The organism is Nocardia sp. NPDC005998 (assembly GCF_040614395.1).
GTDB lineage: Bacteria > Actinomycetota > Actinomycetes > Mycobacteriales > Mycobacteriaceae > Nocardia.
The window spans coordinates 15,354-39,083 of sequence record NZ_JBEXUI010000008.1 but is presented as its reverse complement, the minus strand read 5'-3'; the positions used below and the strand labels follow the sequence as shown (position 1 = coordinate 39,083).

25 protein-coding genes are annotated in these 23,730 nt (G+C 65.2%); 11 read left to right on the top strand and 14 right to left on the bottom strand.

The window, feature by feature from the left end; all coding sequences use genetic code 11:
- Positions 1-88 precede the first annotated feature (88 nt).
- From ABZ293_RS13905 to ABZ293_RS13885, 5 genes are read right to left on the bottom strand one after another with little or no spacing between them, the layout of a single operon-like run.
- Positions 89-1,201 (bottom strand): ABC transporter ATP-binding protein, encoded by a 1,113-nt coding sequence (locus ABZ293_RS13905; RefSeq protein WP_355180452.1) that lies wholly within the window; start codon positions 1,199-1,201, stop codon positions 89-91.
- Positions 1,202-1,211: 10 nt separating this feature from the next.
- The gene (locus ABZ293_RS13900) at positions 1,212-2,030 is read right to left on the bottom strand and encodes a carbohydrate ABC transporter permease (RefSeq protein WP_355180450.1); all 819 of its coding nucleotides are present in this window, start codon (positions 2,028-2,030) and stop codon (positions 1,212-1,214) included.
- A complete protein-coding gene (locus ABZ293_RS13895) occupies positions 2,027-2,986 on the bottom strand; it encodes a sugar ABC transporter permease (RefSeq protein WP_355180448.1) in 960 nt (319 codons plus the stop codon). Before ABZ293_RS13895 ends, ABZ293_RS13900 begins: the two co-directional genes overlap by 4 nt.
- Positions 2,987-2,988: 2 nt before the next feature.
- Positions 2,989-4,350, bottom strand: coding sequence for a sugar ABC transporter substrate-binding protein (locus ABZ293_RS13890; protein ID WP_355180446.1), 1,362 nt, complete (start codon positions 4,348-4,350; stop codon positions 2,989-2,991).
- A 10-nt stretch (positions 4,351-4,360) separates the two neighbouring features.
- Entirely contained in the window at positions 4,361-5,356 is a 996-nt protein-coding gene (locus ABZ293_RS13885; RefSeq protein WP_355180444.1) for a sugar-binding domain-containing protein, read from the bottom strand.
- Between the two features lie 100 nt (positions 5,357-5,456).
- On the opposite strand from ABZ293_RS13885, the gene ABZ293_RS13880 reads away from it, so the two are divergent.
- The gene (locus ABZ293_RS13880; protein ID WP_355180442.1) at positions 5,457-6,941 is read left to right on the top strand and encodes a mannitol dehydrogenase family protein; all 1,485 of its coding nucleotides are present in this window, start codon (positions 5,457-5,459) and stop codon (positions 6,939-6,941) included.
- Between the two features lie 159 nt (positions 6,942-7,100).
- On the opposite strand, the gene ABZ293_RS13875 is transcribed toward ABZ293_RS13880, so the two are convergent.
- A complete protein-coding gene (locus tag ABZ293_RS13875; RefSeq protein ID WP_355180440.1) occupies positions 7,101-8,357 on the bottom strand; it encodes a cytochrome P450 in 1,257 nt (418 codons plus the stop codon).
- Positions 8,358-8,611: 254 nt separating this feature from the next.
- On the opposite strand from ABZ293_RS13875, the gene ABZ293_RS13870 reads away from it, so the two are divergent.
- The 3 genes from ABZ293_RS13870 to ABZ293_RS13860 all read left to right on the top strand — a co-directional run bounded on the left by ABZ293_RS13870 (position 8,612) and on the right by ABZ293_RS13860 (position 11,980).
- Positions 8,612-9,844, top strand: a complete 1,233-nt coding sequence (locus tag ABZ293_RS13870; RefSeq protein ID WP_355180772.1) for a transcriptional regulator — start codon at positions 8,612-8,614, stop codon at positions 9,842-9,844.
- Positions 9,845-9,926: 82 nt separating this feature from the next.
- Positions 9,927-11,450: an aldehyde dehydrogenase gene (adh, locus tag ABZ293_RS13865; RefSeq protein WP_355180438.1), complete on the top strand. Its 1,524-nt coding sequence runs from the start codon at positions 9,927-9,929 to the stop codon at positions 11,448-11,450.
- The gene (locus ABZ293_RS13860) at positions 11,450-11,980 is read left to right on the top strand and encodes a DUF779 domain-containing protein (RefSeq protein WP_355180436.1); all 531 of its coding nucleotides are present in this window, start codon (positions 11,450-11,452) and stop codon (positions 11,978-11,980) included. Before adh ends, ABZ293_RS13860 begins: the two co-directional genes overlap by 1 nt.
- Positions 11,981-12,132: 152 nt before the next feature.
- Here the strand turns inward: ABZ293_RS13860 and ABZ293_RS13855 are convergent, their stop codons facing one another.
- The 4 genes from ABZ293_RS13855 to ABZ293_RS13840 all read right to left on the bottom strand — a co-directional run bounded on the left by ABZ293_RS13855 (position 12,133) and on the right by ABZ293_RS13840 (position 14,848).
- Positions 12,133-12,336, bottom strand: a complete 204-nt coding sequence (locus ABZ293_RS13855) for a hypothetical protein (protein WP_355180434.1) — start codon at positions 12,334-12,336, stop codon at positions 12,133-12,135.
- Positions 12,337-12,496: 160 nt separating this feature from the next.
- A complete protein-coding gene (locus ABZ293_RS13850; protein ID WP_355180432.1) occupies positions 12,497-13,156 on the bottom strand; it encodes a class I SAM-dependent methyltransferase in 660 nt (219 codons plus the stop codon).
- A gap of 343 nt (positions 13,157-13,499) precedes the next feature.
- Positions 13,500-14,300: a MerR family transcriptional regulator gene (locus ABZ293_RS13845; protein WP_355180430.1), complete on the bottom strand. Its 801-nt coding sequence runs from the start codon at positions 14,298-14,300 to the stop codon at positions 13,500-13,502.
- Between the two features lie 41 nt (positions 14,301-14,341).
- Positions 14,342-14,848 carry a VOC family protein gene (locus tag ABZ293_RS13840; protein ID WP_355180428.1) on the bottom strand — a complete coding sequence of 169 codons (507 nt, stop codon included), beginning with the start codon at positions 14,846-14,848 and terminating at the stop codon, positions 14,342-14,344.
- 77 nt (positions 14,849-14,925) lie between these two features.
- Here ABZ293_RS13840 and ABZ293_RS13835 point away from each other — a divergent pair, with 77 nt between their 5' ends.
- The 7 genes from ABZ293_RS13835 (at position 14,926) to ABZ293_RS13805 (ending at position 21,428) form a co-directional block, all read left to right on the top strand.
- Positions 14,926-15,822 carry an aromatic prenyltransferase gene (locus ABZ293_RS13835; protein WP_355180426.1) on the top strand — a complete coding sequence of 299 codons (897 nt, stop codon included), beginning with the start codon at positions 14,926-14,928 and terminating at the stop codon, positions 15,820-15,822.
- Positions 15,823-15,914: 92 nt separating this feature from the next.
- On the top strand, positions 15,915-16,343 hold the full coding sequence (locus tag ABZ293_RS13830; RefSeq protein ID WP_355180424.1) for an SRPBCC domain-containing protein: 429 nt from the start codon (positions 15,915-15,917) through the stop codon (positions 16,341-16,343).
- Positions 16,336-16,665, top strand: coding sequence for a metalloregulator ArsR/SmtB family transcription factor (locus tag ABZ293_RS13825; protein ID WP_355180422.1), 330 nt, complete (start codon positions 16,336-16,338; stop codon positions 16,663-16,665). Before ABZ293_RS13830 ends, ABZ293_RS13825 begins: the two co-directional genes overlap by 8 nt.
- Before the next feature lie 26 nt (positions 16,666-16,691).
- Positions 16,692-17,426, top strand: a complete 735-nt coding sequence (locus tag ABZ293_RS13820) for an SDR family NAD(P)-dependent oxidoreductase (protein WP_355180420.1) — start codon at positions 16,692-16,694, stop codon at positions 17,424-17,426.
- 588 nt (positions 17,427-18,014) lie between these two features.
- The gene (locus ABZ293_RS13815) at positions 18,015-18,173 is read left to right on the top strand and encodes a hypothetical protein (RefSeq protein WP_355180418.1); all 159 of its coding nucleotides are present in this window, start codon (positions 18,015-18,017) and stop codon (positions 18,171-18,173) included.
- 72 nt (positions 18,174-18,245) lie between these two features.
- Positions 18,246-20,834, top strand: a complete 2,589-nt coding sequence (gene lanL / locus ABZ293_RS13810) for a class IV lanthionine synthetase LanL (protein ID WP_355180416.1) — start codon at positions 18,246-18,248, stop codon at positions 20,832-20,834.
- Between the two features lie 33 nt (positions 20,835-20,867).
- Entirely contained in the window at positions 20,868-21,428 is a 561-nt protein-coding gene (locus ABZ293_RS13805; protein ID WP_355180414.1) for a hypothetical protein, read from the top strand.
- 54 nt (positions 21,429-21,482) lie between these two features.
- On the opposite strand, the gene ABZ293_RS13800 is transcribed toward ABZ293_RS13805, so the two are convergent.
- The 4 genes from ABZ293_RS13800 to ABZ293_RS13785 all read right to left on the bottom strand — a co-directional run bounded on the left by ABZ293_RS13800 (position 21,483) and on the right by ABZ293_RS13785 (position 23,694).
- Entirely contained in the window at positions 21,483-22,004 is a 522-nt protein-coding gene (locus tag ABZ293_RS13800) for a flavin reductase family protein (protein ID WP_355180412.1), read from the bottom strand.
- Positions 21,997-22,506 carry an NAD(P)H-dependent oxidoreductase gene (locus ABZ293_RS13795; protein WP_355180410.1) on the bottom strand — a complete coding sequence of 170 codons (510 nt, stop codon included), beginning with the start codon at positions 22,504-22,506 and terminating at the stop codon, positions 21,997-21,999. The genes ABZ293_RS13800 and ABZ293_RS13795 overlap by 8 nt, the downstream gene beginning before the upstream one ends.
- A 24-nt stretch (positions 22,507-22,530) precedes the next feature.
- Complete coding sequence (locus ABZ293_RS13790) at positions 22,531-22,674, bottom strand: hypothetical protein (protein WP_355180408.1); 144 nt, start codon at positions 22,672-22,674, stop codon at positions 22,531-22,533.
- A gap of 129 nt (positions 22,675-22,803) precedes the next feature.
- Entirely contained in the window at positions 22,804-23,694 is an 891-nt protein-coding gene (locus ABZ293_RS13785; RefSeq protein ID WP_355180406.1) for an alpha/beta fold hydrolase, read from the bottom strand.
- Between the last annotated feature and the right edge of the window lie 36 nt (positions 23,695-23,730).

Below are 23,730 nucleotides of genomic sequence, written 5' to 3'. Positions count from 1 at the left end.
TGTGGTGCACGCGATCCGGAGCGCCGAATGTCATTGCGCCGAAACATTCGGCCGCGGCGATCGGGGCTATTCGTCGGTGAATAACCTCTCAGCCCGGGATCCGGGTTCCGTGCACGGGGTGGAACAGGTGCACCGAGGCGGTGTCACGCACGCGCATCGTCACCGATTCACCCAGCGCGGCGGGCGCCCGGTCGGCGGAGCGAGCCACGAAGGTGAGCTGTTCACCGTCGAGACCGGTGAGCGGGGAGTCGGGGACGCGGGCGTAGACATAGGATTCGCTGCCCAACTCCTCGATCAGCTCGACGGTGACGCCGAAACCGGTTCCGTCGCGGCGCAGTTCGAGCTGCTCGGGCCGGATGCCGATGGTCACGGTGTCGAGTCCGGCCTCGGCGAGGCGGGCCAGTCGGGTGCGTGGCAGTTCGACGGTGGTGTCGGCGAGCCGGACACCGTCTGCCACGACGGGCACCGTGCACAGATTCATCGATGGCGAGCCGATGAATCCGGCGACGAAGGCGTTGGCGGGCCGATCGTAGAGTTCGGCCGGGGTGCTGAACTGCTGCAGCTTGCCATCGCGCAGTACGGCAACGCGATCACCCATGGTCATCGCCTCGACCTGGTCGTGGGTGACATAGACGGTGGTGGTGCCGAGGCGGCGCTGCAGTGCGGCGATCTGGGTGCGGGTCTGTACGCGCAACTTGGCGTCGAGGTTGCTCAGCGGCTCGTCCATGCAGAACACGCGTGGCTCGCGCACGATGGCGCGGCCCATCGCGACCCGCTGACGCTGTCCGCCGGACAGTTTGGCGGGCTTGCGGTCGAGATATGGTGTCAGGCCAAGCAATTCGGCGGCATCGGCGACGCGCTTCTTGCGTTCGGCCAACGGCACCTTCATCATCTTCAGCGCGAAACCCATATTCTCCCCGACGGTCTTGTTCGGGTAGAGCGCGTAGTTCTGGAACACCATGGCGATATCGCGGTCCTTGGACGGCACACCGACCATATCGGCGCCATCGATCCGGATCGATCCGGCGTCGATCTCCTCCAGCCCGGCGAGCATGCGCAGGGCGGTCGACTTGCCCGAGCCCGAAGGTCCAACCAGGACAATGAATTCGCCGTCGGCGATATCCAGATCCAGCGCATCGACCGCGAGCGTGTCGGCGCCCGGGTAGACGCAGGATGCCGAGTCGTAACGGATTGTGGCCATTGACTTTTCCTTACTTGATGGCGCCGAAGGACAGCCCGCGCACCAGCTTGTTCTGCGCGAGCCAACCGGCGAGTACGACCGGCAGCGCGGCGAGTACGGCGGCCGCGGACAACCGCGCCCAGTACAGGCCCTCACCGGTGATGAATCCGACCAGGAACACCGGCATGGTCTGGGCCTGCACCGCGGTGAGATTCACGGCGAAGAAGAATTCGTTCCAGGAGAAGATGACGCAGATCAGCGCGGTGGCCGCAATACCGGGTGAGACCAGCGGCAAGATCACCTCGCGCACCGAGGTCACCAGGCTGGCACCGTCCATGCTCGCGGCCTCGAGCAGTTCGCCGGGCACCTCCAGGAAGAACGAGCGCATCATCCACACCGCGATCGGCAGATTCATTGCCGTGTATAGGATGACGAGCGCCCAGATATTGTCGAGCAGTCCGATATCGCCGACGATCACATACAGTGGCACGATCGCCGCGACCACCGGCAGCATCTTGGTGCCGATGAAGAAGAACAGCGCGTCGCGCGTCTTGCGCACCGGTCGCAGCGACAGTGCGAAGGCGGCCGGAATGCCCAGCGCCAGTACCAGCGCCGTCGACACCACGGTCGCGAAGGTGGAGTTCAACAGGCTGGTGCCGATGCCACTGTCGAGTACGGCGGAGAACTGGTCCAGCGTCGGGGTGAACAACAGCTTCGGCGGGTCGGTATAGGCGTCGCCCTCCTGTTTGAACGCCGTCAGCACCATCCACAGCACCGGGAAGAACATGCCGATGCCGACTACCCAGGCGAGGACGCTCCAGATCAGGCCGGACCGTTTGCGCGCGTTCATGCCGCCGCCTCCTTCCCGGTGAATGTCTTGAACAGCAGTCGCAGCGCGAAGGTTGCGACCACGGTGGTGGCGATGACGGTGACCACACCCATCGCGGCGGCCTGGCCGATATCGAAGCCGAGGAATGCGCGCTGGTAGATGTAGAAGGGCAGATTGGAACTGGCGATGCCGGGTCCGCCCGAGGTCATCATGTACACCGCGTCGAAGGTGTTGACCAGATAGATCGCACCAAGTACCGCACCGAGTTCGATGAACCGGCGTAGATGCGGCAGCGTGAGTTCTCGGAAGACCGCAAAGGAATTCGCGCCGTCCACCCTGGCGGCCTCCACGATGTCGCGGGGCATCGATTGCAGCCCCGCCAGGATCAGCAGCATCATGAACGGCGTCCACTGCCAGACCAGATCCGCCATCACCGCGGGCAGCGGATATTTGCTCACCCAGTCGGTCTGACCGACGCCGAACGGTTTCAATACGAAATTGACCAGCCCGAAGACCGGATCGAGCATCGTCGTCTTCCAGATCAGCGCCGCCGCAACGGGTGTCACGAGGAACGGGGTGATCAGCAAGGTGCGCACCACGCCGCGGCCGAAGAAGGCCCGATCCAGCAGCAATGCCAGCAGCAACCCCAGCACCACCGAGATGATGACGGTGCCGACGATCAGGATCACGGTGTTGAACGCGACCTGCCGGAACTGACTGTCGCGGAACACATCCGCGTAGTTCTGCAATCCGGTGAAGTGCCGGGATCCGGGCCGGACCAGATTCCAGGACTGCGTCGAGTAGTACAGCGTGAAGACGAACGGCACCTGGGTGACGACGATCATGAAGATCAGCGCGGGCAGTAGCGGTCCGCGGCGTCGCCAGGCCTCGGCGCGTGAAATCCGATGCGATAGCTCGGTCACGGGCGGGGATCCGGCGGACGACGATACCGCAGGGGCAGTGATTGTTTCGGACATGACTACTGGTTCCCTCGATACGACCTGCCGACGGTCTCGGCATACTGCTGTGCTTGGTCGAGTGCGGCCCGCACGCTGATCCGGCCCGCGACCGCGGCGCTGATCTGCTGGCTCACCCGGGTTCCCAGATCCTGGAACTCCGGAATGGTGATGAACTGGATACCGGTGTACGGAACCGGTTGCACGGTGGGATGTTCCGGATCGACACCCGACATCGCCGCCAGGGTCAGCGGCCCATAGGCCCTCGAAGCCTCCTTGTACTCGGGGATCTCGTAGGTGGACCGGCGGCTGCCGGGCGGCACATGTGACCAGCCGAGTCGCTGACCGACCATCTGGATATAGGGTTTGCCGGTCATCCAGGAGATGAATTTCCATGCGGCGTCGGGTTTGTCGCTGGATTTCGGAATGCCGAGCGACCAGGTATAGAGCCAGCCGGAATTGGGTTTGCGCACCGTCGGCGCGAGCACGTAGCCGATCTTGCCGACCACCTTGCTCGATGCCGGATCCTCGAGCACACCGACGGCCGAGGTCGCGTCGTACCACATCGCGGTATTGCCCTGGGACAGCTGTGTCGCGCATTCACCGAATCCACTGGTGGCCGCACCGGGTTCGCCGTGCGCGCGGACCAGGCCGATATAGAACTCGACGGCCGCGACCACCTCCGGGCTGGTGAGCTGGGCGTGCCAGTTCTCGTCGAACCAGCGGCCGCCGAAGGTATTGATGACCGTATTCAGCGGGGCGAGTGATTCACCCCAGCCCGGTTTGCCGCGCAGGCAGATGCCGGAGCGCCCGCTGGCCGGATCGTCGAGCTTCGCCGCGGCCTGCGCGATCTGATCCCAGGTCGGTTCGGCGGGCATGGTCAGCCCGGCCTGCTCGAACAGATCCTTGCGGTACATCAGGAACGACGATTCGCCATAGAACGGCACCGAGTACATATCGCCGTTGTAGGACAGCGACTTTTGCAACGACGGAATGAAATCCTGCTCGTCATAGCCCGGGGTCCGGCGCGCGTAGCTCGACAGATCGACCAGCCACCCGTTCGCGGCCCATTGCGGCGTCTCGTAATTGCTGATCATGACGACGTCGAATTCGCCGCCGCCCGTCGCGACCGATGCGGTGATCTTGGCGCGGGCCTCGTTCTCCGATAGGGAGACGAATTTCAGCTTGGTGCCGGGATTTTCGCGCTCGAACTCACCGGAGAGCGCGATGGCGTCGCGCATCTGCGAATTGGAGACCATGGCGATGGTGACGGTGTCCCGGCCGCCGGAGGTGAACGAACCGGCCCCCGCACAACCGGACACCCCGAGTAGGGCCGTAACAGCCAGCGCCACTGCGGGTTTCGCGAATCGGGTCCGCCTGCTCATCGGGCTCGGTCTAGGCATCGGACAGGCCCTCCTTCCTTTCCAACAGCCACCGCGCGCACTCGACGTCGGTGACGAGGATCTTGGCCAGTCCCCCGCGCAACGCACCGAGAACGGCTTCATGTTTCACCGGCCCGCCGGAGATCAGCACCGTGGCGGGGCACCGCCGGATCGCGTCGAGACCGACCGAAACCGTCCGCTGCGCAAGCGATCCCCCGATATCGCTGCCGTCGGCGTGGAAGAACCGGCCGCCGATCTCGCCGACCGCCCCGAGCCCGCGCAGTTCGTCGAGGATCGCCGTGTCCAGATAGCTGCCCTCGAACAGGGTGGTGGCGGTGGAGACCGGGCCGACGCCGAACATCATCACATCGGCGGTGCGGCCGAGCGCGATCGCGCGCCCGAGCACCGAATCCTGTTCCAGCGCGGTAACCGTCGCCGGATCGGCGTACAGCGGGGCGTGCAGGCGAACCGGTGTCGCCTGCAGTTGCATCGCACATCGACCCAGCGTGTAGTCCACGCCGGTCTGGTAGTCGAATGAGGTCATCGACCCGTCGAGTTGGACGACGCGCGCGCAGTGCGCGGATTTGGTGCGCAGTTCGTGCGCGACGGCGATCGTCTCCGGACCCCAAGTGAATCCGAGCGTATGCGTCGGCTGCAGCCGCCGGGTCAGTACGCCGACCGCAGCGCGGGCCAGGGGCTGCAGGCCCGATGGCGAGCCGTCCGGAATATCTCCGAGCACCACCGCCTCGGTGAGCCCGAATGCCGCCTCGATCTCGCTTTCGATATCCGTGTGCACGGACGAGCGCAGGTCGTCGGGGACGCTGATTTCGATGCGCACCAGTCCCTGCGCTCGCGCACGGGCGATGAGCCGCCCGGCGGTCGGCCGCGAAACACCCAGCTTGGCCGCGATTTCGGCCTGCGTCGCACCTTCCAGGTGATAGAGCTGCGCGGCCCGCAATGCCAGCCGGACATCGTCCGCCGTGCCGGGCCGGGATGGTTCGGTGGCCACACGAGCTCCTCATTGACTCTGATCATCTGCTCAGCATGTGATCTATTGCTCACAGAGGTTACCATTGGAATGTGACGTACACAACAGTCGGAGGGGTGTCATGAGCGAGGCCACATCGATCACATTGCGTGCCGCGACCGTCGGCGACCTACCTGCCGACCTGTCGGCACCGAACTACGACCGCTCCCGAATCACCAGCGGCATAGTGCATTTCGGCGTCGGCGGGTTCCATCGGGCGCATCAGGCGAACTATCTCGACGAGTTGCTGCGGCGTGGTGGAGCGCGCGACTGGGGAATCTGCGGGGTCGGGGTGCGCCAGGAAGATCGGCGCATGCGCGATGTGCTCGCGGCACAGGACGGCTTGTACACGCTGTCGGTCGTCGCACCCGACGGCGACCGGACGACCCGCGTGGTCGGCTCGATCATCGAATATCTCTTTGCCCCGGACGACCCCGAGGCCGTCATCGAGAAACTGGCCGCCCCGGCGACCCGGATCGTCTCACTCACCATTACCGAGGGCGGCTACAACTTCGCGGCGACCACCGGCGAATTCATCGCCGACAATCCGGAGATCCGCGCCGATCTCATCCCGAATGCCTTGCCCGCCACGGTATTCGGGCTGATCACCGAAGGGCTGAGGCGGCGTCGCGCGCGCGGCATCACACCGTTCACCGTGCTGTCCTGTGACAATATCGAGGGCAACGGCCACGTCGCGCGCCGCACATTCGGCGCCTTCGCACGGCTGCGCGATCCCGAACTGGGCGACTGGGTCGAGCGCGCGGTGCAATTCCCGAATTCGATGGTAGACCGCATCACCCCGGTCACCCCACCGGGGACATCGGCGGAGCTCGCGCGGCGCTACAGCGTGACCGATCGCTGGCCGGTGGTAACCGAGCCGTTCACCCAATGGGTCATCGAGGATTCGTTCTCGCTGGGCCGACCGGCACTCGACGAGGTCGGCGTGCAATTCGTCAGCGACGTCGCGCCCTATGAGCTGATGAAACTGCGTCTGCTGAACGCGAGCCACCAGGCACTCGGCTATCTCGGATATCTGAGCGGCTACCGGCTGGTCGATGAGGCAGCGCAGGATCCGGTGTTCCGGCGATTCCTGATGCGCTACATGGACCGCGAAGCGACCCCGACCCTGCACCCGGTGCCCGGGGTCGACCTGGATCGATACAAGCACACCCTGATCGAGCGCTTCGCCAACCCCGCGATCGGCGATACCATCGCCAGACTGTGCGCCGAATCCTCGGACCGGATCCCCAAGTGGCTGCTACCGGTGGTCCGTCGGCAACTCGCCACGGGCGGCGAGATCACCTGTGCCGCAACGGTAGTCGCGGGCTGGGCGCGTTATGCCGAGGGGATCGACGAAGACGGCGCACCGATCGAGGTGGTCGACGCGCTGCGCGAGCGCCTGGTACCGCTGGCCCGTCGCCAGCGCGACGATCCCACCGCATTCCTTACCGATCGGTCGATATTCGGCGATCTGATCGATGAGCCACGCTTCGTCGATGCCTATACCGCGGCCCTGAGTTCACTGCACACCAGAGGATCCCGAGCCACCTTGGCCGAGCTGATTTGACGCTGCGTCCCCGCGCGGCTCGCGAATGATCGTCCGCCCCAGGGCTTAGTTCTCGACGAGCTCGGCGAGCCGGTCGAGCGAGGCTTGCAGTCTGTCAGCGGTGGTCGCCCGCGCGCTAGCCCGGCGCAGCGGCCGAAGCCGCTGCGCCGGATTACCGATTCAGTGGATTTGCAGCGGAGGGGATTTGGAGAAGCTGACGGGGAGGGAGACCAACGCGCGCTGGAATGGGCCCGGGCGCCAGCTCAGGTCCTCGACGGGGACGGCGAGGTGTATTTCCGGGAGGGCGTCGAGTAGTTGATCGATGGCGTCCTGGACGATCAGCGATGCGAGCGATCGGGCCGGACAGGCATGCGGACCGGCGCTCCACGCCAAATGTGAGCGATTGTCGGTGTACACCCCGGTATTGATTGCGGGATCGTTATTGCAGCCGGTCATGCTGATGACCACCGGCTGGTGGGCGGGCAGCCACGCGCCATCGATCAGGATCGGCTGCCTCGGGAAGGTGACGCAGTAGTTCGACAGGGGCGGGTCGGTGAACAGCACCTCGTCCAACGCATCGCGGGTGGACAGGCTCCCGCCGTGAATGCCGCCCGCGATTCGAGTATCGGTCAGCATCAACCGCAGCGTATTGATGATCAGATTCTGGGTCGGTTCGATGCCCGCGCCATAGAAGCTGAGCACCTGGTGGATCATCTCGGCGTCATCGAGCTGCGCCGGATGGGCCAGCAGCCGCGAGACGATATCGTCGCCCGGCTCTGCACGTTTGAGGCAGACCAGGTCGAACATGGCATCGCCGACCATCTTATTGCCCGCTGCGGCATCTACGCCCTCGATCAGCGCGGCCATACCGGCGGCGGCACGCTGACCGATTTCCGGTGGGCAACCGAGCATCGCATTGATCACCGCGAAGGATAGCGGGAAGGCGTACTGGCTGATCAGATCCGCCGTGCCGACCTCGCAGAAGGAGTTGATCAGCGGAATGGCGATCTGCTCCACTGTGGAATGCAAAGCGAACAGGTCGATTTCGACGAGTGCGGCAACGGTCGCCTCGCGGTAGCGGGTGTGCTCGAGACCGGTGCTGCGAATTGCGGCCGGACGCCATTCGAGCATCGGCCGAATCGGGCAGTCATCGGGGACGCTCTTCTGCCAGGTCCGTGAATCGGCCGGAAAATGATCGGGATCATTGAGGATGCGCAGCGCCGTGTAGTAGCCGATCACCAGAGTGGCTGGCACGCCGGGCGACAGTTCCACCGGCACCAGGGATCCGTATCTACTGCGCATATCGCGGTACGCGGCATGCGGATCCGCGGCGAATTCCGCTGAGTACAGCGCAATTCGGGGACCGTCGGTATCGATCGGTGAACCGTGTGCGACCGGGTAGGAACGGGTGTGCGTTGCCGAATCTGGCGTGGTCAAGTGACGTAACTCCAGTCGATGAGCAGAGACGGTGAGCGGCGTGCATCGATGCGGCCCGCCCAGAGCAACAGTCAGCGTACGTGCAACCGTCACTGCGTCGCCCGTCGCAGTCACCATCCCTGGCCATGCCATATGTGACCGGCATTACAGTGGTTATGGGCAGACACGAAGGAAACCGATTGAGCACAGCAGCGCACGGCAACCCCTGGGTGGCCGTTCGACCCGATGACGACCTCACGCAGTTGGCACTGCGGATGTCGTCGGCGCACCGCTCCTTCCTCGACGGCGTCGACCGGCTGCCGACCGTGCGCCCCGACGGTGATTCGGTGCGTCCGGTGGTCCTGGATTCCTGGCGGCGCAGCCGCAATTGCGGCGTGGACCCGGACGGCTTCGGCGATGCGGTGGGCATCGACGATCTGGAACTGCAGCGCTATCGGGCCAACCATCCCACCGCGCTGATTCGGCCGATAGTGCGGAAGTTGCTGGTCGAAGATGCCGCCGAGGCCGGACTGCTGGTCGCGATCAGCGATGCGGGGGGCCGATTGCTCTGGGTCGAGGGCGATTCGAAGGTCAAAGATCGGGCGCTGGCAATGAATTTCATGGAGGGCGCCGACTGGAGTGAGGAGCGGGTCGGCACCAATGCGCCGGGCACCGCACTCGCCCTCGACCATCATGTGCAGATTTTCGGGGCCGAACATTTCAGCCGGGTGGTGCACGAATGGAGTTGTTCGGCCGCGCCCGTGCACGATCCGCGCGGCGGCCAGATCATCGGCGCCATCGATATCACCGGCGGCCCGCGAGTCGCGGCGCCGGAGATGTTGTCGCTGATCCGGGCAACGGTGCTGGCCGTGGAATCCGAACTGCGGCTGCTCATGCTCGATTCGCCGCGACCGCTCGCTCTCCCGGCAGCACGGCTGCGAGTGCTCGGCTCGAACCGGCCGACCCTGACCCGCGACGGCGAGCCGATCCGCCTGTCTCAGCGGCATGCCGAAATCCTATTGCTGCTGGCCGAGTATCCCGAGGGCCTCAGTGCCGACCACCTCGCCATGCTGCTCGACGAATCGGAGCTGGATCCGGTGACGGTGCGGGCGGAAATGTCGCGGGTGCGAAAGATGCTGGGCGCCAACGGCCTCGGCTCCCGTCCCTATCGGCTGCTGCTGGATCTCGATACCGATGTCGCCGAGGTTCGACGCGCACTCGCTCGCGGCGATACCTCGGCCGCATTGCGCGCCTATCCGGGTCCGATCCTGCCCCGCTCACTCGCACCCGGCATCGATGAACTGCGTGCCGAGTTGCGTGGCCGGCTGCGCGCGGCCCTGTTGACGGCGGGCGATCGCCGCCTGCTCGCCCGCTGGACCGGTTCGGTCGACGGCCGCGACGACATTGCCGCGTGGACCGCCTATCTCTCCTCGCTCGACCGCCGATCCTCGATGTATGCCCAGGTAGAGGCACAGCTGCGACTGCTCGATCGCAAATTGGGCATCTGACCAGTTTGTTGCAACCGTGGTGCAACATGGACACTCATAGTGTTCTGGATCACACCTTAGTCAGCAGATCGAGGAGGATTCGATGACCGTATTCGCCCGCCCGGGAACACCCGATGCCGCCATGTCGTTCCAGGCCCGCTACGACAACTGGATCGGCGGTGAATGGGTCGCGCCCGTCAAGGGGCAGTACTTCGAAAACCCCACTCCGATAACGGGTCAAACGTTCTGCGAGGTCGCCCGCGGCACCGCCGAGGACATCGAACTCGCCCTCGATGCCGCGCACGCCGCCGCGCCCGCGTGGGGTAGGACCTCGGTTGCCGAGCGCGCCATCATCCTCAATAAGATCGCCGACCGGATCGAAGAAAACCTCGACGCGATCGCCCTTGCGGAGTCCTGGGACAACGGCAAGCCGATCCGGGAAACCCTGGCCGCCGATATTCCCCTGGCCATCGATCACTTCCGCTACTTCGCCGGTGCGATCCGCGCCCAGGAGGGTTCGCTGTCGGAGATCGATGTCGATACCGTCGCATACCACTTCCACGAGCCGCTCGGCGTTGTCGGCCAGATCATTCCGTGGAACTTCCCGATCCTGATGGCCACCTGGAAGCTCGCGCCCGCGCTCGCCGCCGGTAATGCCGTGGTACTCAAGCCCGCCGAGCAGACTCCGGCCTCGATCCTGTTCCTGATCGGCCTGATCGGTGATCTGCTGCCGCCCGGCGTGGTCAATATTGTCAACGGTTTCGGCGTCGAGGCGGGCAAGCCGCTGGCCGCCAGCCCGCGGATCAAGAAGATCGCGTTCACCGGCGAAACCACCACCGGTCGCCTGATCATGCAGTACGCCTCGCAGAATCTGATTCCGGTCACCCTGGAACTCGGCGGCAAGAGCCCCAATATCTTCTTCTCCGATGTCCTCGCCGCGAACGACGACTTCCAGGACAAGGCCCTGGAAGGTTTCACCATGTTTGCGCTCAACCAGGGCGAGGTCTGCACCTGCCCGTCGCGGGCGCTCATCCAGGCCGATATCTACGACGAATTCCTGGCCGCGGCCGTGGTGCGGACCAAGGCCGTGCGGCAGGGCGATCCGCTCGATACCGATACCATGATCGGCGCGCAGGCCAGCAACGATCAGTTCGAAAAGATCCTGTCCTACATCGAGATCGGCAAGGCCGAGGGCGCCACCTTGCTCACCGGCGGCGAGCGCGCCGACCTCGGCGGCGATCTGGCGGGCGGCTACTACGTGCAGCCGACGGTTTTCGCGGGCAGCAATTCGATGCGGATCTTCCAGGAGGAGATCTTCGGGCCGGTCGTCTCGGTGACCTCGTTCGCCGACTACGACGATGCCATCAAGATCGCCAACGACACGCTCTACGGACTCGGCGCTGGCGTATGGTCGCGCGACGGCGCGGTCGCCTACCGGGCCGGGCGTGATATCCAGGCCGGTCGGGTGTGGACCAACACCTACCACCAGTACCCCGCACACGCCGCGTTCGGCGGCTACAAGCAGTCCGGCATCGGACGTGAGAACCACCGCATGATGCTCGAGCATTACCAGCAGACGAAGAACCTGCTGGTCGGTTACGCATCGAAGGCGCAAGGCTTCTTCTGATGGCCGCAGTCCCCCGGCGCGTGCGTGCCACCGCGGCGGCGATGGATCTGCTCCGTCGCCTCCGCGGGCAGCACGGGCCGCTGATGCTGCACCAGTCCGGCGGCTGCTGCGACGGTTCGGCGCCGATGTGTTATCCCGCAGGTGAATTCGTGGTCGGCGATCGCGATGTGCTGCTCGGCCTGCTCGATCTGCGCCTGCGCGCCGATGAACTGCCCACGACCGAGCCGGAGCCGGATGACTGTGCGCCGGTGTGGATTTCGGGTCCGCAGTTCGCGGCGTGGCAGCACACTCAGCTCATCCTCGATGTGGTGCCGGGCCGCGGCTCCGGATTCAGTTTGGAATCACCCGAAGGACTCCGATTCCTCAGTCGTGGACGGGTTTTCGAGGACGCCGAGCTGGTTGCGCTGGCCCGGACCGAGCCCGTGACCGGTGCGGGCTGGGAGCACGGTGCGCGTCCGGTGGCGTCGAGCGAACCACAGGTGGTCACCGAGGCAGCCGACGCCTGCCCGGTGCCAGGTCGTGATCGCTGACCATCCCCGGCGCATCGATGGCGAACGCAGCACATCGGTGGCGGCGCATCCAGCTAACCGTTCGCCTGCGCCCCGGTGCGGCCAGCGTGCTCACCCCGATGGGAATCGGTGTGCAGCGAGTTGGATTTCCGTGCGGCACTGACGATTCCGGTTCAGATCTGGGAGCGCCGGTCGACCGCGACCATATCGAGCACCAGATCCTGCAAAACCCGGCGCGTGGTATGAGCCTGTGCGATCAAGGGTTCGGACGCTTCGGTCTCGGCCAGCTCCACCAGCCGATTCACTTGGTGACAGAGCGCAACGAGTCTGCGGATCGCTTGACGTCGCTCGGCGAGGTTCAGGGTGTCGGTGGCCATACTCAGCAGATCGCGCCACCGCCGCCGACTGTTTCGCCAAAGTTTGCTGGCACCGCGAGACTGCTCCAGCAACATCAACGCAATCGGATCCCTGCTACCCGGACCGCCAATGCGTCAGTGACGGAACGGGATCGCACACCTCGCCGACCAGCTCCGCGGTCTAGATCCGTTGGATGGTTGCGAGCCAGGCCGGTGCACCATCGTCGTGGAATCGCGTCTGAATCCGGTCCGGCTCGATGGCGGCGACCTGCCAACCAGCGCCGGAGCCGAACGCCGCACTCAGCTCTTCCCGACCGACCGGGTGCGGGCCGGTATCGGGACCAATGTCACTGAAGCACAACACATACAGCGTTCCACCGTGCTCGGTCACCGACGCCAGACTCGCCACGTACCGTGCTCGCTCGTCCCCGTCGAAGGTGTGGAACAGTCCACAGTCCAGCACCGTGTCGAACCTGCGCCCCAATCGCTCCAGCCGAAACGCATCGGCCGCGGCGAACTCGACCTCGATCCCACGGTCCCGGGCCTTCTGCCGGGCGATCGCCAGTGCCGTCTCGGCTATATCGAACCCGAACACCGACAAGCCGAGCGAGGCAACGTACAAAGCGTTCTCGCCGGTCCCGCAACCCGCATCGAGCACGGCTCCGACGAATCCGCCTGCGGATGCCACCCGCACTATCGCTGGTTGCGGCCGGTCGATATCCCAAGGCGCTGGACCGTCGTGGTACGACGCATCCCAGGGCAGCCCGGTCATCCGTTCGTGACTGGTCGGATGCCGACCACCGAACGGATCATCGGCGCGGGTTCCCGATCGCTCCGACAACTTCGTCACCTCCCTGCGACTGGTCTTCTCACCTCATCGTGGCACGCCGATCGACGGGTCTCGACGATTGCGCAGCCGAGTACTCACACCAGTTTCGAATGCACCGTCAGGCCGAGCTGATCCGTCGGGGCAGCGCATCCCGGCGCCGATCGACCGGTGTGTTTGCCATCGGTTCCGCATGCGTGGATGCAGGTGTATACGCCGACCGATGATGCAGCGTGTGGGAAGCGGGAGTTGTTTCGCCGCCGCCCACGCCGAACCGCAGCAGAGTGGGATCGCTTGTGGCAGCCCGCCATCGAGATCCCCGGCCACGACGACTATCGGGACTGGATCCGGTCCGCACTCAGACCCAGCTCGCCGATTCCGGGATGACCCCGTTGGCGCGGGCATTGGCATCGATGATGTCGCGGAGCCAGGTGGTCAGTCCGGGCTCGATGGCATCGTAGAAAGCGGCGAATTCCGGGTCGGCGGTGTATGTCCGGGCTATGCAGACGTGCATCGAGTGGGTGCAGTCGAAGTAGGTGTCGATCGATGCGCGGTGCCGCTCGGCCAAAGCGTTGGCCCGATCGCTTCCGGGGCGCACTCCCGCGCGCTGGGCCGCGGCCAGATCAGCGTTCAATGCCTCCACGCCGTCGGCGATCTGCTGCCAGTCTTCGGCGGTTCTGCCCGCGGCGCGTTCGGCGTACTGGGCCCACTGGTGAGTCTCGCCCCAGCGGTCGTGTGCTTGCGCGGCCCAGCCGGGTTGCCATTGCTCGCCGAAGATCGCGACCTGCTCATCGGCCGAGAGCAGGATCCCGGACTTTCTGGCCTCGATCATGCGGTCCATGGCGTCCGCCATTCGGTGCAGGCGGGCAGCGCGCTCGCGAAGCGAATCGCGCTGCGCACGTAGCGATGCCGACGCATCGATGGCCGGATCGTCCAGTATCGACTTGATGTCGTCGAGAGGTAGGCCCAGCTCACGGTAGGTGAGCACCCGTTGGATCCGGGACAGGTCCGCATCCGTATAGAGCCGGTATCCGGCGGCGGTGCGCTCGGACGGGCAGACCAGCCCGATGGCATCCCAATGATGCAGCGTCCGGATGGTGACGCCCACCCGGGATGCGGCGGCACCGACGGTGAGACCGGCGGCGTCATCGAGATTCACACCATCCAGTCTGACATTCGCGCCGGGCGATGCCACCGACCTCATTGCTTCGGCCCTTCGATTCCGATGGACCGCAGCCACCCGGCCTCGGCGCTGTTCGGGTCGTAGGGCCGCGCCGCCGTCATGATCACCCGGGTGTTGTCCGGTGTGCGGACCTCCAGTTCCACCGAGTTCCACGGCATCGTCCGCGGTCCCGTCGTACAACCGGGCAACACCCGCTCACACGCCGCCGCGATCTCGTCGAGCTGACTCAACACGCACGCGAAGCTCACGCTCCGCGCCGTCGGCTCGGCCGGCCGCTGGTCCGGCACGAGCAAGACGTCCTGGAACGCCCAGCGCCGCAGATGCGTCACCTGCCCGGGGGCGGTGAACAGGTCGAAGAAGCCGAGTCCGCGAACCCAGAAGTCCACCGACGCAGCCACATCGGGCGTCGGCACCGTGACGAACATCGGCATCCCATAGATGCCGCGGAAAAGCTCCGGAGCCACGGCGTCGAGGGCGGGCACGGGAACCGGACTGATATCGAATGCGGGGTAGGTTTCGCTCACCACGACATCGTCGAGCCTGACGCAGCGTCAGGGTCAAACCGCTACGTCGGCCAGCCATCTGCGGGACGATGAAGGCCATGACCGAATCCGCCACACGCACGCTCGATCGGCTCCGGAGGGATCTGCAGGAGTATGCGCGCCTAGCCGAGGCCCGCTATGACCCTGCGATCGTGGACCCGGTGCTGGAAACACTCGCCGATCTGTGGACCAACTCCGTCGTCGGTGTGCGCACGACGACGCATCCGGTGCCCGAACGCGAGGTCAACGCTCGGGTGATGCATCCGGGTGCCCCCACCGATCTGATCGAAAGACTCTGTGACGCCGGACTTCTCACCTACACCGGACATCCGATGGAGCAGTTGCTCGCCGAGATATCGGCCGCCGTGCCGGTCCGTTCGGGTGTCGATCTCGCACTCGCCGGTGGTGTGCAGAAGATCTGGCTGGTTTTCCCCGAACTACTCGAGGTGGAGCAGATTCTCGGATTCGCCGGGATCCCCGACTCGGCCCGCGCCAGCGCCGAGCACCTGACCCGATATGGCGGCCAAATCGGCATATTGGCAGTCGATTTCGACGCCCGCACAATGAATCTCTACTCGAACGTCTTCGCGCCGGGCACCCTCGCTCCCGCGGATATCGCCGGAATTCTGGCCGAACTCGACTTCATCCCGGCCGACGACGCCGAACTGGCACTCCTCGGGCGCACCTTCAACCTCTACCGCACGTTTTCCTGGACATCCCCACGCATGCAACGGATTTGCTTCCCGGTGCGCTGCGAGCCATCGAGCTTCCCGACCCACCTCGCCCCGGTCCTGACCCGTTTCGTCGACGGAGCACCATTCGCCGACCCCGACACCCGAGGATTCGTCTTCTACGCCGCCTACGGCCCGGACACCCGCTACTACAAGATCCAGGCCGAATACGCCGCCGCCGGCCAAGCCACCTTCCCCGGCGGAACTGCGCCCAGCCGCACCTAGCGCTGCACTGCGTCAACGACCACATTGACGCAACCATTCGGTTGCTATAGATTTATGGCAACCGAATGGTTGCGACATAAGGAGGTGCCCCGATGGGATTCCCGGATCGAATCGAACGCAGTGTGCACATTGATCAGCCGCTGGAGCGGGTGTGGGCCGCCATCACCACAGCCGAAGGGCTCGGCAGTTGGTTCGGCGACAGCGCGGAGGTCGACATGCGCGTCGGCGGCACCGCGAAACTGGCCTGGGAGGGTGGCTACGCAGCGGAGCTTCGCATCGAACGACTCGAACCGCAGACGACCTTCGGCTACACCTGGCCCATCCACGGACTTCCCGATAGCGACCCGCGCCGCACGTATGTCGAGTTCACGCTGACACCGAACGACACCGGCACCACCGTCACCGTGGTCGAAACCGGCTTCGCACAGCTCGAGCCGGACGACCACCGCAAGGCATTCGACGGCAATACCGACGGATGGGCGAAGGAATTCGCCAAGTTGGTCACCTATCTCCATGGCTGACCGCGCGTCCGAAGCCGTCGCGGAAGCTGTATTCGCGGCCCTGGCGGATCCGAACCGGCGCGGTATTCTCGCCGCGTTGGCGGAGGCCGGTCCGACCACCGCGACGGATCTGGCCGCCAAACTGCCGATCACCCGGCAGGGCATAGCCAAACACCTTGCGCTGCTCGCCGATGCAGGTCTGGTGGCAGCCGAACCCGGTGAGCGGCGCCGGATCCGCTATCGCCTCCAGTCCGGTCCCATGCAGGTCGCCCAGCAGTTCCTGGCCGCGCTGGCCCGCGATTGGGACGACCCGCTCGCGGCACTGCGCCGACATCTGCAATAGCCGTTGGCAAGAAAGGAATCATCATCATGACAAAAGTCTCCGACAGCGAAATTCTCATCACCGGTGCCAATCGTGGCATTGGAAAAGCATTGGTCGATGAGGCCCTGCGCCGCGGTGCCCGGCGGGTTTACGCCGCGATGCGCGTGCCGGTGCCGCACGCGGATGAGCGCGTCACGCCGCTGACTCTCGACATCACCGACGCGGACCAGATTCAGCGCGCGGTCGATGCGGTCGAGTCGCTGGATATCCTGGTCAATAACGCGGGCGTGGCGATCTACGACGATCTGACCGACCGGGCGGTAATCCAGCAGCACCTCGATGTGAATCTGTTCGGCCCACTCACCGTAGCCCACGCATTCCTGCCATTGCTGACCCGTTCGCAAGGTGCCATCGTCAACAACATTTCGATGAACGGAATCGCCGCCTTTCCGCTCGTTCCCGGCTATTCGGTCTCGAAGGCGGCGGCGTTCTCGATGACGCAATCGCTGCGCGCCCAGCTCGCCGACCAGGGCATACGGGTACACGCCGCGTTGACCGGTCCGACCGACACCGAGATGTCCCGGGAGTTCGACGCGCTGAAGGCCACCGCGGCGCACGTGGCGCGAGCCATCTTCGACGGTTTCGAAGCGGACGAGGACGATATCTTCCCCGATCCCGTGTCCGCGGTCTTGGCCGAAGGGTGGCGCAGCGGCGTCGCCAATGGCGTCGCGACCGAATTCGCATCGATCGCCCACGCACTACGCAATTCCCCGGCCGCCTGATCTTTTAGTAAGCCTCCCACAACGGCACTGTTCCGATCACCTCGGACCAGTGCCGTTGCCGTACCCGTCCCTGTTCGGCAGCGACGGGACCAGTTCGACTCTCGCGGTAGAGAATTCGCCTCCTCCCGGTTCACGCCTGATCCACCGGCCAGTCCGGTGTCGATCTCACAGACACGGGTTGCTCTCAGCGCAGCCAATCGCGCGACTATTGCATCGAGCGCGCCGGCTCGGCCGTGCCCACCGCTATAGCGCCCGCTCCCGCACCACCTGATCCGGTGAGATGCCGGTGAAATCGCCGTGAAACGCGCGGGAGAAAAGATTCATGCTGTCCGCAACCGATGACGAAGGAGGCGTATTCGGGCAGCGGACAGGAAGGGGGTTCCGTCGAAATCACTCGGCCCGACCGAATCACCGGATAGATGGTAGGAGGTGAAATGACGACGAGCACAACGGAAGTACGGACCAGCACGGATGTGGCCGCACTCCAGAAGCTTCCGGAGCTGAATGCGAAGTCGGATCCACTCGAGCTTCGCTATACCTGCAACACCCGGATAAGCATTCAGAACTAGACCGAAGGGCGAAAAGAAAATGAGCACAACGACATCGGGAAATCGCGGCGACCGGACCACCACGGATGTGGCCGCGCTGCAACGACTTCCGGAAATGAATATCAGCACGGAATTGCTGTCCATGCGCGTCACCTGTGACGCCGGTACCTGCAGCAGCCGCACCAGCCTGCAGAACTGACCGATACCCGTGGCGGGCGAACCACCGCCCGTCACGGGCGCATTCGATGCGACTTCACGGGAGGAGAAGGAAATGACATCGAATCAATCCTTGGTCGAGCACATCGAGGCTCGGGTGCGCGAGCGCGGTGAATGGACACTGCGGACCGACGAATTCTGGTGCCATCTCAGCCCCAAGAACCACGCAATCCGCGGACAAGGCTGGAAGTTACACGTTTCCGCCACTGTCGTATCCGCACCGGATGTGCTCGACCGCGCGCTCGAGGTGGTACTCGGCGCGGCCTGCGCCTGCAAATTCGCGCACTCGATCGACCGTGTGCGCGAACTGAATTCGGCCCGCTACCCCCGCGGTGGTGCGGGAAAGTTCATGACGGTCTATCCCGCCGATGACGACCAGTTGCGCTTACTCGCGCGACAACTGCACGAGGTGACGTCCGGACTGTCCGGCCCCGCGATTCTGTCGGATCGCCGATATGCGCCGGGAAGTCTGGTGCACTACCGATACGGTGGATTCACCAGCGATACCGTGCTCGGCAATGACGGCCAGTACACCGATGTGATCACCGCGCCCGATGGCAGCAAAGTCGAGGACCGGCGCGAGGCCTGGTTCGTCGCGCCCGAGTGGGCTCGCGATCCGTTCGACGGCCCCGAGACCGATACCGCCGATGTCGACAGCGTCCTGCTCGGCGACCGTTTCCTGGTCCGGCGCGCAATTCGGCATGCCAATAAGGGCGGGGTATTCGAGGCCACGGATATCACCACCCATGCCGAGGTGATCGTCAAACAGGCTCGCGCGGCGGTCGGCGACGGCCCGAACGGATGGAATGTCCAAGTCGCCCTGCGCAATGAGGCCGAAATGCTCGACCGTCTCGCGCCGCTCGGCGTTGCGCCGCGCCGAATCGAGGTGTTCGAGAAGGGCGGCGACCTGTTCCTTGTCACCGAACGGATCGCCGGATCGACGCTGCGCGACTGGCGCAGCGAGCAGCATCGCGTTCGACAGTGGCGCTCCCTCGCCCTGCGGCTCACCGACCTGGTCGCATCCGTACACACCGCGGGTGTGCTGCTGCGGGACATATCACCGATGAATGTGATGGTCCGCCCCGACCTGACAATGACCGTGGTCGATCTGGAGTACGCCGCCGAACCGGGCGCGGCGACTGCTCCGGTATTTACTCCCGGCTATGCCGCCCCCGAACAGATCCACCACGCGATCACCGACCACACCACCGACCGCTTCGCCCTCGGCGCGCTGCTGTTCCTGCTGTGCACCGGCGCGGACCCGGATCTGCCGCCCGATGATCACCCCGCTCGACCGATGCGCACCCGGCTCGCCGATCTGCTCGACGATATCGCCGCCGACAACGACGTTGTCGCACAGGCGAAACCGATGCTCCTCGGCCTACTGCACGACGACCCGGATATTCGATGGGATCTCGATCGCGTGCGCCGCTTCCTCACCGAGCGCACTGTCCCGCAACCGAAACGACCCGCTCCGCGGCACCCGGATCTCGACCGCCGCCTCGACGCCGGGATCGACCATCTCATCGACACCATGACGCCGGACGATCCCCAACACCTCTGGCCACCGAGCAAATACGGCACGCGTAGCGACCCGCTCAGCGTCTACCACGGTGCCGCCGGTGTGCTGCACACCCTCACTCGGGCTGCCCACACGAGGGCCAGCGTAACGGCGGCGGTCGCGACCGCCGCCGCATGGATCATCGACAGGTTGAATCCGGACGCGCCCAGCCGACCGGGTTTGTATTTCGGCAGATCCGGCACCGCCATTGCGCTGATCGAGGCCGGAAAACTGCTGGAGGACAAGACAATCCAGCAGGCGGGGGCCGATTTGTTCGACCGTATCCCGTCGGACTGGACCAATCCGGATATCACCCACGGCCTGGCCGGAGCCGGATACGCCGCCTTGATGCTCTGGTCCACCACGGGAGTCCCTTCCTACCGCGATCGAGCCGCCGAGTACGCCAGCCATCTCACCGAACGAGCCGAGCGTCGCAACGGAGAACTGCTGTGGCCCATGCCAACCGGTTTCGACGATCGCCTCACCGGCCGCACCGAATACGGCTTCGCGCATGGCACAGCGGGAATCGCGACCTTCCTCCTCGACGCGGGCCGCCAGCTGAACCGCCCCGAATGGATCGAACTCGCGGCGGCAGCCGCACACACCCTCTGCGCCGCCGGAGTCGATACCGAAGCCGGAGCCCGGTGGCCGGCCAGACCGAACGCGAACCCCGCGTTGTACGACTACTGGTGCAGCGGCTCCGCGGGGATCGGCACATTCCTTGTCCGCCAATGGCATACGAGCGGCGATGACACCGCGCTGCACTGGGCCGACCGCGCGGCCGAAGCCGTGTGGGCGCGCCGCTGGTCCGCCGGACCATCGCAGTGCCACGGCCTGGCTGGCGCCGGTGAACTACTACTCGACCTTGCCGCCTACACCGGCAACCACCGATACCTCGACCGCGCCAACGATATTGCGCTCGCCCTGGCCGCAAAGGGCGGCATCCGGTGCGGTCGACTCCTGGCCGCCGACGAAACGCTTCAGAGCTACGCCGCCGACTACGCGGTCGGAATCGCGGGCTGGGTCGAATTCCTACTCCGACTCCGCGACGGCGGCCACCGCGCGTGGCTGCTCGCCGACTGATCCGAATCCGATAACCCTGCAAGGAGAAACACAATGAAACGCTCGATCACCACTTTCGCCGCAGTCCGGATGGCCGCCGTGGCCTTGGCCGCATCCGCCGTCACCAGCATGGTCGGTACGGCCGGGGCCGCGCACGCCGAATTCGCCTACTGGCTGATGTACAACCGGGGGAATGGCCTGTGCATGACCACCCAGGACGATCCGAACAACGGCATCAGTGGCACTGCTCGGTTCGCCCCCTGTGATGCCAATGATCGGCGCCAGTGGTGGCTGCGCGCGACAACCAGTCCGGACACGGTTGCGTTCAGCACCTATGAACAGAATTCGAAGGGGCAACACCGATGCATCGAAAATGCCTCGGGTGGTTGGGGTTTGGCCTTCCTGGCCATCTGCAACACCGGGAACTACCGTCAGGACTTCACCCTCGAATATGTCCTGTTCCCAGATGGCACGGGCAGTACCGTCTACAAGGCCGCAGTGGATAGTCGCCGACTCAGTGTGCCCTATGCCGCGGGCACGTCCTACGTGACCATTCGCGACGATTTCGGAAACGAAGATCCGCGCATGCAGTGGGACCAGCTCAGCACACCCTGACACCATCCGCGAGATCATGCGAAGTGCCGCGACCGGACCCGCCGACCCGACCTTTCAGCTGGCGATCTCGGTGATCTCGCGATGTGGGTGCAGGCTGCGGAATTTACTGCCGTGGAAGATCAGCGGCTCGGCGTCGGCCCGGGCCGCGAGGCGGTTGATCCGCAGGATGACCACCGTGTGGTCGCCCGCGGGGATGCGGGCTTCGACCGCGCCTTCGATCCACGCCGTCGCACCCTCGATGAAGATCGCGTCGGCCGCGCCGCGCTGCACATCCACATTATGGAAACGGTTGCCGTTGCGGTTGCTCAGTGCCCGAGCCGCATCCTCCTGATCGGTGCCGAGCAGACTCAGACCGAGGTGCGTGGCGGTATCCAGCTTCGGCCAGGTCGCCGAACTGTTCTGCACGCAGAATGACACCAGTGGCGGATCCAGCGAGACCGGCACGAACGTACTCACCGCCAAACCGTGTGGTGTGCCCTCGATTTCGGCGCATACCGCGACCACCCCACTGGGAAAGCTGGCGAATACGCGACGCAGTCCGGCGCCATCGGACGGAAACTCGAATAGCTCATACATGGTCGGCCGCCTTCGAACCCAGTGCCGCGGCGACGGGCCGCCAGCGGGTGGTATAGCGCTCTATCGCGCCGTCTTCCGGAAATGTGCGGTCCGATAGATAAAGACCGGGCAATGCGGCCGTCGCGCCGAGCTCGACCAACACCGGCTTCAGCAGCAGGTCCGGCGCGAGTGCGTGCGTCGGGCCCGCGCCGAGCATGAGCGGCACCGCCACGACATCGGCCAGGCCGGTACCGCCGTCGAATTGTTCGAGGAACAGCTTCAGCAGACCGGTGTAGGTGGCCTTGAAGGTCGGACTGGCGAAGACCACCAGCTGTGAACCGGCCACCGTGCGCACAGCAGCGGCGACATCCGGGTCACCCCAGGACAGCAGGCCAGCGCCGAAGGAGACCAAATCGATCACCTCCGGTGCCACGTCCGAGCGCAAACCCTTGGCGACCAGCGTTGCCGCGGTCAGCGTACGGGAGGCGGGCTTCGGATTGCCGACGACGACGGTAACTGTCACTTCCGTATCCTCTTCTCGCTCAGCTCAGATCACGCCGTGCGGCGGTGGCGCGATGTCGTGCAGCAATGCCCTGCCGATGTGCTGATACTTTCCACCGCACCGGATCGTGCAGGGTGTGCGTGCGCGGTAGGCGAACCGGATCCGATCGGCGATCTGCTCTGTGGTCATGCTTGCTCCATTCGGTGTCGGCGCGCGCTCCTTCCACTCCAGCACCGCAAGCCGACCGACAGGAGGGTTTGAATCTGTGCGATCGGATGGGGGTAGCGATCACCCCGGCCGCCACCTACCACGGACGCGCTATCGACTCAGGTTGGCGAGCAGGAAGTCGCGGGCGGCGCCGGATGCCCGGTCGAACTGCTCCTCGTACACGGCGAAGTGCGTGCCGGGGATCAGCGCCAGTTGTTTGGGTTCCAGCGCCTCGGCATAGCTCTGCAGGGCGATATCGGTGGGTGTCAGGGTGTCCTGATCGGCGATCACCATCAGCAGGGGCGTCGGAGATACGCGGCGCAGGAACGCCTCCGGGGCATAGGACTGGAACTTGTCGACACTCGACAGGGTGACCTCGTTGCGCCAGGTGGGGACCTGCGGGCCATTGGCCATCAACCAGTGGTAGACCTCGATACCGGGCATGGCGACGAGTTCGGTCGGGTCATCGGAGGCCGCCTTGATCGTCTCGTACGGTTTCCCGGCAGCGCGAGCCAGGCGGTCGGCGGCAATGGCCCCGTGCACGGCGGGCAGCATGATGGTGGGCACCAAACTGCGAAAGTTGGCCCAACCGTTGGTAAGTGGCACCTGCGATACCACGGCGCGGACCCGCCGGTCGGTCGCCGCGACGACCAGGACATGGCCGCCCGCGAAACTGGTTCCCCAGATGCCGATCCGCTCCGGATCGATACCGTCCAGCGTCTGCGCGAAGGTGATCGCATCGCGGTAACCCTCGATCTGCGCGGTGGGGTCGACCTCGTAGCGCGGTTCACCATCGGAGGTCCCGAATCCAGGGTGGTCGTAGACGAGACAGGCCAAACCGGCAGCGCTGAACACCTCGGCGAACGGCGCAACCCACTCCTTGACGCCCGCGAAGCCGTGCGTCATCACCACCAGCGGCGCGCGTCCAGACGCCTGCTCGGGCCGATAGAGCCAACCCCGTAATGTCGCTGCGCCACTAGTGAATTCGATATCGACACGCATCGCGATTCCTCCCATTACACCGTCTTTGCACCCAAC